We start from the raw sequence: 12909 nt of genomic DNA, 5'->3' as shown, positions 1-12909 counted from the left end.
GTCACGTCAATTCACTGCGTAGCTGCCTTTCAGCACCTGGTCGATCCTGGTGAAGGTATCGTCCAGCAGCTCATAGCGCCGGCGATACATGGCGCGTTTTTTTGAAGCAATGGTTTCCAGCGGCTTTCTGGACGAAGCCATGGGGATTTCAAAAAAGTCTTCGCGCGCAGACGGTGTCGCCCCGTGCTCAAGCCAGATCGAATCATAATTGGCGGCCAGCTCCTGGGCTTTGTGCGCACCAAAATACGGGTGGCGATGATGACGATAGACATCCCCTACCGCGTAGATTTTTCCGACGCCGATATGGCTGGCGATGTACTTGATCACTTCAATCAGAAAGCTCCTGGGTCGCAGGCCTTCGAAGTCCTTGGTGACATCCCGGTAGATGGCCAGCGATCTTTCGCTCTCGATGCCTTTATGGATGCCCTGCACGGCACCGATGAAAATGCACAGCTCACCCTCCGTGCAACACAAGGTGAAGGCGATCGAGGCAATGCGCAGATCGCCCTGGAACAAATTCAGCACCAACTCGCCTTCACGCATGAACCAGAACGGGCGGTCCAATACCAACGTGCAACCTTCGGACCACGCCGTCAGGTCGCTCAGGACCAGGCTGTCGTCGCGCCCGAACAGCAGTAATTGCGGGCAGCTTTTCGTGACCACCTCGTAATGCGAGGCCATCACGCCCAGTTTGTCCTGGGAGTTCCAGCTTTTGCTGATGTAGGGCCAGTGGATGACGCCCAGGCAATCGCCACCGAGTCTCTCGATGCCGGTATCGCCCAGCGCGTTGGACATGCGCCCGAAAAACAGATTCAACTCGGTCCAGTTCTTGCCCACCAATAGCACAAACTTCAGTTTGTTCTTCAATGCCCTCAGGGAATAGCCAGCGTGCACGGAGAAGACGCTTTTGACGATCATCCAATAGTCCATCGAAGTCTCACTTGTATTCGATCAATGCGGATTTGCCGGCACCGAACCTGTTCAAAAGAAACTTGACCTGCCCGAACATCTCGGGAAATTTGCCCAGCACGAGGAAGAACGCCAGTAACCAGTTTTGCCGCGCAGGGCCAGCGCCCCGCCGGGCCAGGCGCGCGACCTGCAGCGGATAGATCAACAGCAGCAGCAACCCGGGCCAGCCCAGCAGCAGCGTGGCAATGACCGTTGCCAGCGGTACGCCCAAGCCCCAGAACCAGGCCCGTCGCGACTCACGGCGCCAATGGCGCTCCGGTGCGCCGCCATGTAGAAACGCGCCCTCGGCGAAGGCATAGCCGCCACGCAAGGTGCGCCGCCACCATTGGCCGAAGCGGGTCATGCTCGCATCGTGCAAAGTCATTTCCGCAGGCAAGCGCCAGACCTTCCAGCCCTTGGCTCGCAGTCGCACGCAGAGCTCCGGTTCTTCCCCGGCAATCAGATCCGGGCGATACCCGCCCGCAGTAGCGAAGGCGTCCGCGCGCATCAGTGCATCGCCACCACAGGCGCTGGTCGCGCCAGTTGGCGTATCCCATTCGAGGTCGCACATCAGGTTATAAATGGAACGCTGCGGAAAACGTTCCCGGCGCCGCCCGCAAACCACCGCCACCTCAGGCCGGGCCTCAAGAAAGGCCTGTGCATGGGGTAGCCAACTGGCGACCACCTCGCAATCACCGTCGACGAACTGCACATGACGCATCGATGGCAACAGCCGTTGCAGCCGGGCGAAACCTTCATTGCGTGCACGTGCGGCCGTGAAGGCAATGCTCATGTCCAGTTCAACCACCTCGACACCAAGCCTTTGCGCCATCTGTACCGAACCGTCGGTGGAGCCCGAGTCGACATAGACGATCTGCTGCGCCGCACCGACCAGCGAAGCCAGGCAGCGCTCGAGTCGCTGGCCCTCATTGCGACCGATGACAACGACCCCAACCCCCGTCGTCACCGCGTTCATGAGCATTGCTCGGCATCGGCGAGCTTGCGCTGCTTGATGGTCGCCGGCACGCCGACCGCCACCGAATTGTCAGGCACATCGGTCAACACCACGGCATTGGCGCCGATCACCACATTGTTGCCGATGCGGATATTGCCCAGCACCTTGGCGCCGGTACCGATGTCGACGTTGTTGCCCATCACCGGGGCGATCGGCTCCTTCACGTTCTTGAGCCCGACGACTACGCCGTTGCGGATCCGGCAGTCATCGCCGAACTGCGCATAACCACTGATCACGATGCCGCCGAAATGATCGATGACGAAGTTGCGCCCGACCACCACCTCACACGGCAGCTCGATGCCCGTTACGATCTGCACCAGCTTGAACAGCACTTTGTAGATAAAGGACAGCAATTTGCGCAGCAGCGCCGGGCGCACGCCGTAGCGCCAGCGCCCGAAGCGATACACCAGCATCACCCAGAAACCCTGGGCGCCCCAATCACCCTCGTATGCTCGCAAGTCCGCACGTATGTTTTCGAACATGGACTGACCTACCGTGTGGGTTGGCTACCGAGTTTGGTTTTACGCAACAGTGCCCAGGTCACACGTGTGTGTTGCCAACACGCCTTGATGGCGGCCCGACCGCGACCTTTCAACAAAGCCTTGAGCCCCAGGATCAGGTCACACAGGCATACCAGCAGCATGTGCAAGGCCAACCCCGGCAAACCGTGATGCTTGCGGAAGTACAACAGCTCGCTTTCGATTTGCAGGGTCTGCAGCTGTCGGCCGTCCATGTTCAGTTTGTCGACCGACTTGGCACTTTCGCCCCCGATATGCACCACCGACGTATGGGGGTAGTAGACCACCTTCCAGCCCGCCTCCTTGACGCGCCGGCAGTGATCGACTTCCTCGTAGTAGAGGAAATAGCGCGGATCGAACAAGCCGACCTTGTCGATCACTTCACGGCGGATCAGGTAATAGCAGCCGGGTACCCAGTCACACTCGCGCACCGAGGCATGATCCCAGTCCAGGTCGTCGACCAGTTTCACCCAAGGGAAAAAGCGCTCAAGCCCGGCCGTCACGAGGAAGACATTCAGCGGCGTCGGAAAATAACGGCAGGACGGTTGCATCTCGCCGTCCCGACCGACCAGGCGTACACCGAGGATCCCACAATCGGGATGAGTCTCCATGTACTCCAGGGTCTTGGCCAAGGTGTCGTCGGACACAAACGCGTCGGTGTTGAGCAGCAACGCGTACTTGCCCTGCAGGTGTTCAACCAGCTGATTATTGGCCCGGCCAAAGCCGACATTGTCTTTATTGGCCAGCAATACGGCCTCGGGACAAATATCGCCCAGGCAATCGAGCGAGTTGTCCGCCGAAGCGTTGTCCACCACCAGGTAGCGTGCGTGGTCGGTACTCTTGGACTGGCGCAGCGCATTGAACATGGGCTGCAACAGACCCGCCGTGTTGTAGTTGACGACGAGCACATCCAGCGGCGCGCTACTCATTGGCTTTCTCGCCAAAGAAATACTGCGCCCTCATGGCCTTGAGCTTGGGCTCGTAGTCCGGGTCGAAGTGAGTGCCGCGCTGGCGGATGAGTTCCATCCACGGATAGGCTTCGCAACGTTCTTCGATTTTCTTGATCAGGTCTTCAACGGTGCAGAGCACCTTCGCCGGGTTCCCCCCCACCACGACACCGGGCGGAACATCCCGGGTGACCACGGCACCGGCGGCGACGATTGAGTTCGGACCGATTTTGCGGCCTGGCATGATGATGGACTGATAACCGATAAAACAGTTGTCGAATATATCGACCGCACCGACGGAGTCGAGCGTTTTACCGGCGCTGAGCTCGAATACGCCAATGAGCCCGTCGTGCCCGAATATCGTGCAGTCGGACAAGCCAACGTTGTTGCCGATGCGCAGCAGCGAAGGGTCGGGGATGTTGGCACCGGGATTGATCCATACGCCTTTGCCGACCGAATGTATGCCCCCCCAGCGCGCCAGGTAGTCCGCCCATTCATAGCCGGTGGGGTGGCAAAATCTCTTGAATAAACCCTTCCCCCGACCCGTTTTATTGACGTAGTAACGTATTGCACGCTTTGCTAGCCCAATCATCCTGTCAGCCTCACAAATTTCAGCGTTGACATCGGTACCAAGACCAGATGCACCATGGTTGTTGTTTTTGTGGCACCCCTAGTTGCTTGCTCTCCCTAAGGCTGTTTCACTCAAGAATACCTGCCTGCCGCAGGGCCCATTTGATGGTTGAGGTAATCCGCCAACCGCAGCGTCAGCTGCAACAGCGGCATGGTTGGATTGCTCGCGCCGGCCGTTGCAAACACACTGCTGCCAGCGACGTACAGGTTATGGGTGCCGAACACTTTGCTGTTCTCATCGACCACCCCGAATTCAGGGGAGCTGGCCATCCGCGTAGTGCCCATGTGATGGGCATGCGGCACGACTTTGAGCGGCAGGGAAACGTCATACACCGCTTCCTCCAACTTGACATAGCCAAGCCCTTCTTCGGCAAAACACTTTGCCACCTCCAGGCCGATGCTTTTTATGGTCTCCCTGTCTTCAGGGGCGAGCTCCCAATGGACGTTGGCCGTTCTCATCCCCAGGTCATCGTGTTCTTGCGTCAACGAGACGCGACTCTTGCGGTTGGGAAACTGCTCGATCATCGTGCCGAGCTCCCCGTCACCGGGACAGTTGAACTTGGTAATGAACTCGATCTTGTGCGCAATGCCTGCCTTGCACGCCAGGTTCTCGAAAAAACCCTTGACTGCCGCCATGCGCCCATAGGTTTCCACCGCCGACACCAAGGACGCGGTGACATTGCCTTTACCGGAATGATGCTCGATCACAAACGCATCCTTGGTATAGAACTGCCTGGCCTCCCGACTTTCACCCTCGTTGAGGATGAAGGTACCGAGGGCGATGTTCAGGTGTTCCATGAAGCATCGACCGACCAGGCCATCCTCGGTGATAACGCCGGCAGCGGCCAATGACTTGCTGTTGAGCAACTGCCTGGCATTTTCGATCGCACCGGTGGCCAGGATGAATTGCTTGGCCGAGACACGCTCTTGCTTGCGTTCGTAATCGGACACTACGACCGCGGTGATGCGGCCGGTGTTGCTGTCGAAATCCAGGTCGACGCAATTGCAGTTGATGAAGACGTCCAGGCCCTCGGTCTCCTCGAGTTCCTTGGCATACTTTTGTGCAAATCGGGTCGGCGGACTGAGCAGGAAACGGTCGGCTTCGAATTCGTCGCTGTTGAAGGCCGCGTTGACGGTCTTGAATCCCGAGTCCAGCGGCAAGTCCAGAATGGCCATGGCCGCGGGCAGATTGCGTTCCATCTCGGAAAACGCGATGGGCCAACCGGGCAAGTTTACCGGTGGGGACAGGGTAAAGTCGGAAGGCTCGAAGGGGCGGCAACGACCGGCCCAATGATTGGAGGTGCCACCCAGATAGCGCAGCCGGGTTTCTTCAGCGAAGACATCCAGCCCCGTGGAGGGACACTTGTAGAGGTTTTGCGAATACGCGGCATATTCGCGCCCCCCGCCCTCCAGAAGCACTACACGCCAGCCATTGCCAGCCAAACGCAAGGCCAGCGTAATGCCGGCCGGGCCTGCACCAACGATGCAGAAATCATAGTGATCGCGCAGGTCTTTCTGCGTTTGGTAGTCCTTGATCATATGTGCAGTTACCGGAAATGCGCGGCAGGTAATACCCACCCGTTGATCACGACAAACTCCGATTTCCCTGCAGTAGGCCGAACCCCACCCCCGGTAAATTTCATCGCCAGCCCCCCCAGGCTTAACAGGGCAAATGCCCGAATGAGTCCTCTGCGACTGATGACAGAGGTATTCAACACGCGTTCACTCATCACTCACGACTCCACTGGATCGAGATTTGCATCCGAGATTCAAAGGGTGCTTCAACGTCAAGAAAAACCGGTCAGGCGCTTAAATCGAACAGCCACTTGAAAACGACCAGCACCAGCTCCCCGCACAACGCCCCTACCACCAGCATAGGCAACACAATCAGCTCGCGCTTGATATCAAGAATACCCACGCGACGATTGACATACACAACCAACACCAAGGTCGGCAACGTATGCAGCGCGACGCCCCAGATCGCCCAATCGACCCCACCGAAAGCCAGTAACAGCGGGACCAGCACCCATAACGACACCACACGGATGATGTTGTCGATGGCCTGGTACTTGGTAAGTCCCAGGGCGATCCAGATTTGATTGGCCACGATGTAGCGCATCACGAAAAACGACGTCGAGAGCACGGCCATCATGTGGCCAGCCTGGGCGTAACGGTCGTCGTACAACACTTTGATGATGAGCGGACTGGTGACCCAGAGGAACCCGCAAAGAAACAGCAACGCAACGTCGACCATCATCTTGAAGCGGTAATACAACCTGCGCAGGCGCTCAAAGTCATTGGTTCTGGCGGCTTCGCCGAAGGCTGGCAGGGCCACGGCCCCGACCACTTTCAACACGCCGGTCTGCAAAGCGCCAAGAATCAGTACGGCAATCGAATACACACCCATTTCGAAGACTGTCATGCTGCCGCCGAAAATGATCCGGTCACCCTGCATGGACAGTACGCCCACGGCCGAAGACAACAGGATCCAGCGACCGAAGACCATCAGCTCGTGGAGTGCGGCGCGTTCCCAGCGCAGGCTGTTGGAGGGCCCTTCGAACCAGAAATGCCCAAGCAACGTGCTGACCAGGGCCGTGACCAGGCCGGCCGCCACCAGCGACCAGATGGAATGGGTGAAGTAACCGATGACCAGCATCACCAGCAGGCCGACGACCTGGGAGACGAACTCGGCGATCACCACTTTCTTTTGCTGGAAGGCGCGAACGGCCAGGTCGACTTTGGTCGACTGGAACCCATAGATGATCGCGGTAACACCGGTCCAGGCCAACACCATCGGCAGCTCGGGCGCAGCGTAGGTGGAGTTGTGCGACCAGAAATCGATGACTTGCGAATACCAGGCAGCGGCTGCCAGCAACAGCGTAAAGGCGAACAGTATGAAGCCGCGCACGATCTGCACGGTCCAGAGGGTATTGAGGAAGTGCGGGTCGTCTCCACGGGGACTCTGCAAGATGTTCTGGCGCAACCCCACATCGGAGAGCAGGTGCAGAACGAACAAGACGGTGGTAGCGATGGCGATGATACCGAACATTTCCGGCATCAGCAGGCGGGTCATCACCAGGTTGCCGCCCAGGCGTATCGCTTGCGAAGTGACCAGCGCCCCCAGGTTCCATGCCCCAGCAGATATCGCTCGACGACGAAGGCTGAACGTTGGCGATATGTTAACTGAAGGCATAACATCAATCCCCGTATTGAACGACTCGAAAGGTACTATAGTCGCTATTAGGCAAACCACTAGCCATTAGCCATCGCTCTCTCATCAAATAAATCGGTAGCCCATGCCTGAGCACTTTCGCGCGTTAGTCGTCATCCTGGTCCTTGCCGGTATCGTCTTCGCTTTTGCACGGCGACCGGCGGCAGATTTGATCCCCATGAGTGATTTCACCCGTCGGCGCAACCTTTGGTTTGGATTGACGCTGGTGGCCTTTTTTTCCTACAGCTTCTGGGTATACGCCGGCGTTGCCGCAATCATTCTGATAGCCACGCGACAGCGGGAGCGCAATCCCCTGGCGTTGTTCTTCATGCTGTTGTTTCTCATTCCACCCGCCAATGCGCAGGTCCCCGGCTTCGGCCTGGTCAACTATCTGTTTGACCTGAACCATGTACGCCTATTGTCACTGTGTGTGCTACTCCCGGCTTTTCTGGCCTTGCGCGGGAAGCCGGATACGTTGCCCTTCGGGCGTATCTGGCCGGACAAGCTGCTGCTTGCCTTTCTCCTCCTGACCGCTGCGCTTTCGCTACGCCAGACCACGCCCACGGATACATTGCGTCAATCGCTCAATCTGTTCGTCGATGTTTTTTTGCCTTACTACGTTGCCAGCCGGGCGCTGAAGAATGTCAGCGACTTCAAGGATGCGCTGTTGGCCTTTCTACTTGCCGCCATGCTGCTGTCGATAATCGGTCTTTTCGAATTTACCCGCCGATGGCTGCTGTATAACGCGCTGACGGATGCCATGGGCGTGCAATGGGAAATTTCCACTTATCTGAGCCGTGGCGGCTCGCTGCGCGCCAGCGTGACCACTGGCCAGGCTATTGCGCTGGGTTATGTGATCGCCGTGGCCATCGGTTTCTATCTGTTCCTGCAGGAGGGCGTTCACAGCAAAATGCAGCGACGCCTTGGCGCCCTGCTGCTCGCCGGCGGATTGTTTGCGCCCCTGTCGCGCGGCCCGTGGATCGGTGCCGCCGTCATGATCGTCATGTTCATCGGCACCGGCCGATATGCGGTCAGGCGCCTGATGCTCCTCGGGTTCGCCGCCGTGCTCGCCCTGCCGCTGCTGGCCATCGTGCCCGGCGGACAAAAAATCATTGACCTGCTGCCCTTCATCGGCTCGGTGGAAGCCGAGAACATCACCTACCGCCAGCGCTTGATCGATAACTCGCTGATCGTGATCCAGCGCAATTTGTGGCTGGGTTCCTTCGATTACCGCAGCACCCCCGAAATGCAGTCAATGATCCAGGGCCAGGGCATCATCGACATCGTCAACACCTATATCGCCGTCGCCCTGCAAATGGGCGTTATCGGGCTGACGCTGTTCGTGGGCTTTTTCGCCACGATTGCGCTTGGCATTCGCAAGGCGATGCGTTCGTTTCCCAAGCAGGACGATGAGTCACGAAGGCTCGGACGCGCCTTGCTGGCGACACTGGCGGGAATACTGGTGACCATCATCACCGTCAGCAGCATTACAGTCATCCCCGTGGTGTATTGGTCGGTGGCCGGGCTGGGCGTGTCCTATGCTCAGATGGCCCGCAGGCTCAAGCGCGCACAGACAGCAAGCAGCAAGAGTACCCTCCTACAGACCTGGTAACGCTCATGACGTGTTTTTTTTACCGCATGCCTCTGCTGTCATTCTTTCTCCTGTTTGTTGTCATTTGGCCATTGAGTACCCGGGCGGCGGAGTGGGTCGCCAGCGTGGATGAACGCAGCGGCCTGCCCCAGGTCACGCGTGGTGGCAGCCCTGCCATGGCCTCTCAATTCGTCTTTTGGGGTGGCAACTGGGACTGGGCGGATTTCACCCCCTCGCTCAAGGTGATCTCGCCCTTTGTCTACGCCATGGAGGGCAAGAGCCAGAAACTCGATTTCGATGCGACCGGGCAGATTCGCAAGCAAGACGAGCAGACGTTGAGCATCAACCTTGTGCTGGATGCCCGCAGCCTCAAGACGAACGTGATGGGCGGGGGTATCGTCTTCAACTTCGACCCGGCCCTTGCCGAAGCAATGGGTGAGCCGGTGTTGCTGCCTGGCAACCGCGGCTGGACCTGGGGCAATGCCCAGGGGCGGCGCATCGAGATGCGCTTCGAACCCGCGCTGGCGAGGGTGTATTTTGAACCGGGTGATCGTTCCCAGATACGCGCTTTCCTTTACAAGGACCGGATCCAGCCCGGTCGAGAACACTTCACGGCCACGTTCAGCGTGGCTGGCGACGTGGCGCTGGGGCCGACCGCCGCAGAACGCTTTGGCGTAACGGACCCGAAAAGCTGGCCGAGCGACCGACTGGACTGGAAAACCGCACCGGTCGACCTGTCCTTTCTCAATGCCCCGGAAAAACCTGCAGGCAAGCGTGGATTCGTCAAGGCTGTCGGCGAGCAACTGCTGTTTGCCGACAACACCCCGGCACGCTTCTGGGGCACCAACCTGTCGGCCTATACGTTATTTCAAACACCCGACGATGCGATCAAGCTGCAGGCCAAGCGTCTCTCCGCCCTGGGTTTCAATCTGGTGCGACTGCACCACCATGATTCGTGGTGGGTCCTCCCCAACATCTTCGGTGACGGCAGGAAAGTGCATGATACCCAGCGCCTGAGCGAAGAATCCCTGAAGAAGCTCGACTTGTGGATCAAGTGCCTCAAGGATGAGGGCATCTATGTATGGCTCGACATGCACGTTCAACGCGCCCTCTGGGCGAACGACAACATCTTTGCCTTCGATGAATTGCCGAAGAACGAGTATGGCATCGCCGACCTCAAGGGCTACGCCTACGTAAACGAGACGATCCAGCGGGCCATGAAACGCTTTGCCAAGGATTATCTGAGCCACGTGAACAGCTTCACGGGCCTGGCCTACAAGGACGACCCGGCGGTTGCCGCCGTTCTGATCACCAACGAAAACGACATCACCCAACACTTTGGCAACGCCCTGTTGCCCGACAAGTCCGTGCCCAAGCACAACGAGCTGTACATGAAGGCTGCCAAGGCCTTCGCCAAACAGCACGACCTGCCTGAAGACCAGACCTGGCGATCCTGGGAGCCTGGCCCGGCCAAGCTGTTCCTCAACGACCTGGAACGGCGCTTCAACGTAGACATGATCGAGTCGTTGCGCGAGACCGGAGTGAAAGTGCCGATTGCCACGACCAGCAGTTGGGGCGGCAATGGTCTGAGCGCCCTGCCCGCCCTGACTGCCGGGGATGTAGTCGACGTGCATATCTACGGTGGCCCGGGGACCCTTGAGAAAAACCCGCTGACCAGCGCCAGCCTGGTGGACTGGATTGGTGCCGGCCAGGTCGTCGGCAAACCCCTGACCGTCACCGAATGGAACAACGAACCCTTCCCGATAGCCGACCGCCACTCGCTGCCTCTGTACATGGCCGGCACGGCCAGCCATCAGGGCTGGGATGCGCTGATGCAATATGCCTACAGCCAGGAAAAACTCACCGAGCAATCGCAATCAGCCGGCAACTGGCACGCCTACAACGATCCGGCCATGCTGGCCACCCTGCCCGCCGCCGCCCTGCTTTATCGCCGCGGCGACGTTCACGAAGCCAAGACCACCTATGTCTTCGCGCCGACGCCAGAGACCCTGTTCAACCAACGTATTACACCCGACAGCTCGGCCCTGCTGCGCACCGCCATGGAGAAAGGCAAGCTGCAAATCGCCATGCCACAGACACCACAACTGCCCTGGTTGCAACCGGGCATCATCGCCAGGAATGCACAGGTGTTCCACGACCCGGCACAGTCTCTATTGGACGCCACGGCCAGCGAATCCACCACGGACACCGGTGAACTCAAGCGCAACTGGGAACAAGGCCTCTACACCATCGATACGCCTCGCACCCAGGCGGCCACCGGCTGGATCGGCGGCAAGTCGATCCAGCTGGGCAATATCCAGGTGCAACTCAAGACTGCCTACGCCAGCGTCGTGGTGCAAAGCCTGGACAGCGTGCCCGTCGGCAAGTCCGCAGACCTGCTGATTTCCCTGGGCAGCAGGGCTATCCCCAAGGACAACGACGAGACGCCTTTCCATGTCGAGCCTCTGGAGGGCACGCTGTCCATCCAGGCCCCACCGGGCTTGACGCTGTTCACCCAGGGCGGCCCCCTTGGGCAACTGGGGAAACTGCCTGCCACCTACCTGGATGGCCGCTACACCATCAAATTTGACGGCCTGCAGGCGTCCAATTGGTTATTCCTGAAAAAAGCATCGCAAGCGAGTGAACCTCTGAAGTGACGGCAAAGACCTTTTAAAGGACGGGTCAGCCGCCTTGCGCTGACACCGCATCGATATCAAGGAGAGCGGCATGAAATTCCTGGTGATTGGCGGCGCAGGCTACATCGGTTCACACATGGTCAAGCAGTTGCTTGGCGCGGGGCACGAACTGGTGGTGGCGGACAACTTTTCCACGGGCTATCGCAGCGCGTTGCTGGGCGGAACACTGGTCGAGCTCGACATCGCCGACGCCCAGGCGCTGGATGCCTTGTTCGCCAGCCACCACTTCGATGCCGTGTTCCACTTCGCCTCTTTCATACAGGTGGGCGAATCCGTCACCGAACCGGCCAAGTATTACCAGAACAACCTGGCGGCCACCCTGACACTGCTCAAGGCCATGGTTCGCGCCGGGGTCAAACGCTTCATTTTCTCCTCGACCGCCGCCGTTTATGGCGACCCGCAATACGTGCCCATCGATGAAGCGCACCCCAAGGCCGCGATCAACCCCTATGGTCGCACCAAGTGGATGGTGGAGCAGATGCTGGAAGATTTCGACCGCGCCTATGGGCTCAAGTCGGTCTGCCTGCGCTACTTCAACGCCGCCGGCGCGGACCCTGACGGGCAACTGGGGGAACGCCATGAACCGGAAACCCACCTGCTGCCGCTGATCCTGCAGGCCGCTTCCGGACGGCGCAAAACCATCACTGTCTATGGCTTTGACTACGACACGCCGGACGGCACCTGTATCCGCGACTACGTCCACGTTTGTGACCTGGTTGCCGCGCACGCCCTGGCCGTGGACTATTTATTGGCGGGGGGTAGCAGCACGGCGTTCAACCTGGGCAATGGCCAGGGCTTCTCGGTGCAACAAGTGATCGACACCGCGCGCCGCGTAACCGGCCGGGACATCTACATCAGCGAAGCCTCACGCCGCGCTGGCGACCCGCCACGGTTGGTGGCGGATGCGTCCAGGGCCAACACACTGCTGGCTTGGCGACCGCAATACGCCAGGTTGGAACAGATCGTGGCGCATGCCTGGGAGTGGGAGAGGAAGTATCCCTGGCATTGAAGGCACTACTGTAGGAGCGAGCGGGCAGCGATCCGACTTCCCGGCGAAGAACGATAATGCGGACTACCAGATACACCGTAGCTCCTGGTGCGCGGGCAAGTCGGATCGCTGCCCGCTCGCTCCTACAGTAGATCAAGTACATCCGCCAGCGACGGGTCGGCTGTAAGGCCGCCATCGCTGGCAAGCCAGCTCCTACAGAAAAGCAGACTGGCGTACACCCGCTTTTCACCACTCATCAGGCCGAGCGTTAGCTCGCCTTCAGCTCTTGATCTTGATCTGCCGGCCCCTTCGGCAGGCTGAGTGGAGGTGTTCATCCGGGGGGTGGGCGCGTAGCGCCGTGGGGG

Annotated in this window: 11 protein-coding genes; 3 read left to right on the top strand and 8 right to left on the bottom strand. The window is 59.2% G+C overall.

Translation table 11 applies throughout. The features are described 5' to 3' along the window. Positions 1–6: 6 nt before the first annotated feature. The 7 genes from QLG10_RS08235 to QLG10_RS08205 all read right to left on the bottom strand — a co-directional run bounded on the left by QLG10_RS08235 (position 7) and on the right by QLG10_RS08205 (position 7251). Complete coding sequence (locus QLG10_RS08235) at positions 7–930, bottom strand: DUF535 family protein (protein ID WP_110750687.1); 924 nt, start codon at positions 928–930, stop codon at positions 7–9. Between the two features lie 7 nt (positions 931–937). Then, positions 938–1915 carry a glycosyltransferase gene (locus tag QLG10_RS08230; protein WP_110750868.1) on the bottom strand — a complete coding sequence of 326 codons (978 nt, stop codon included), beginning with the start codon at positions 1913–1915 and terminating at the stop codon, positions 938–940. A gap of 5 nt (positions 1916–1920) precedes the next feature. Beyond that, positions 1921–2445, bottom strand: coding sequence for a serine acetyltransferase (locus QLG10_RS08225; protein WP_110750689.1), 525 nt, complete (start codon positions 2443–2445; stop codon positions 1921–1923). 8 nt (positions 2446–2453) lie between these two features. Further along, positions 2454–3410: a glycosyltransferase family 2 protein gene (locus QLG10_RS08220; protein WP_110750690.1), complete on the bottom strand. Its 957-nt coding sequence runs from the start codon at positions 3408–3410 to the stop codon at positions 2454–2456. Then, a complete protein-coding gene (locus QLG10_RS08215; RefSeq protein ID WP_110750692.1) occupies positions 3403–4020 on the bottom strand; it encodes an acyltransferase in 618 nt (205 codons plus the stop codon). The genes QLG10_RS08220 and QLG10_RS08215 overlap by 8 nt, the downstream gene beginning before the upstream one ends. Before the next feature lie 110 nt (positions 4021–4130). Then, positions 4131–5597, bottom strand: coding sequence for a GMC family oxidoreductase (locus tag QLG10_RS08210; protein WP_110750694.1), 1467 nt, complete (start codon positions 5595–5597; stop codon positions 4131–4133). A 262-nt stretch (positions 5598–5859) separates the two neighbouring features. Then, on the bottom strand, positions 5860–7251 hold the full coding sequence (locus QLG10_RS08205; protein ID WP_188264882.1) for an oligosaccharide flippase family protein: 1392 nt from the start codon (positions 7249–7251) through the stop codon (positions 5860–5862). Positions 7252–7354: 103 nt separating this feature from the next. On the opposite strand from QLG10_RS08205, the gene QLG10_RS08200 reads away from it, so the two are divergent. The 3 genes from QLG10_RS08200 to galE all read left to right on the top strand — a co-directional run bounded on the left by QLG10_RS08200 (position 7355) and on the right by galE (position 12565). Next, positions 7355–8881, top strand: a complete 1527-nt coding sequence (locus QLG10_RS08200; RefSeq protein ID WP_282486716.1) for an O-antigen ligase family protein — start codon at positions 7355–7357, stop codon at positions 8879–8881. A gap of 5 nt (positions 8882–8886) precedes the next feature. Further along, positions 8887–11517: a cellulase family glycosylhydrolase gene (locus QLG10_RS08195; RefSeq protein ID WP_282486714.1), complete on the top strand. Its 2631-nt coding sequence runs from the start codon at positions 8887–8889 to the stop codon at positions 11515–11517. 70 nt (positions 11518–11587) lie between these two features. Then, positions 11588–12565, top strand: coding sequence for a UDP-glucose 4-epimerase GalE (galE, locus tag QLG10_RS08190; RefSeq protein WP_188264879.1), 978 nt, complete (start codon positions 11588–11590; stop codon positions 12563–12565). A 122-nt stretch (positions 12566–12687) separates the two neighbouring features. Here galE and QLG10_RS08185 read toward each other — a convergent pair. Continuing rightward, positions 12688–12909, bottom strand: a 222-nt coding sequence (locus tag QLG10_RS08185; RefSeq protein ID WP_282486711.1) for a hypothetical protein, incomplete at its 5' end; no start/stop codon positions are given.

This window comes from Pseudomonas sp. V98_8 (assembly GCF_029967975.1).
GTDB lineage: Bacteria > Pseudomonadota > Gammaproteobacteria > Pseudomonadales > Pseudomonadaceae > Aquipseudomonas > Aquipseudomonas umsongensis.
The sequence above is the reverse complement of the archived record's forward strand: the minus strand, read 5'-3'. Positions and strand labels throughout refer to the sequence as shown.

Bases quoted from the DNA above. Each gene is read 5' to 3' on its own strand.
- QLG10_RS08210 (WP_110750694.1), bottom strand. From the start codon at position 5,597: ATGATCAAGGACTACCAAACGCAGAAAGACCTGCGCGATCACTATGAT.
- QLG10_RS08235 (WP_110750687.1), bottom strand. From the start codon at position 930: ATGGACTATTGGATGATCGTCAAAAGCGTCTTCTCCGTGCACGCTGGC.
- QLG10_RS08195 (WP_282486714.1), top strand. From the start codon at position 8,887: ATGACGTGTTTTTTTTACCGCATGCCTCTGCTGTCATTCTTTCTCCTG.
- galE (WP_188264879.1), top strand. From the start codon at position 11,588: ATGAAATTCCTGGTGATTGGCGGCGCAGGCTACATCGGTTCACACATG.
- QLG10_RS08205 (WP_188264882.1), bottom strand. From the start codon at position 7,251: ATGCCTTCAGTTAACATATCGCCAACGTTCAGCCTTCGTCGTCGAGCG.
- QLG10_RS08200 (WP_282486716.1), top strand. From the start codon at position 7,355: ATGCCTGAGCACTTTCGCGCGTTAGTCGTCATCCTGGTCCTTGCCGGT.
- QLG10_RS08220 (WP_110750690.1), bottom strand. From the start codon at position 3,410: ATGAGTAGCGCGCCGCTGGATGTGCTCGTCGTCAACTACAACACGGCG.
- QLG10_RS08215 (WP_110750692.1), bottom strand. From the start codon at position 4,020: ATGATTGGGCTAGCAAAGCGTGCAATACGTTACTACGTCAATAAAACG.
- QLG10_RS08225 (WP_110750689.1), bottom strand. From the start codon at position 2,445: ATGTTCGAAAACATACGTGCGGACTTGCGAGCATACGAGGGTGATTGG.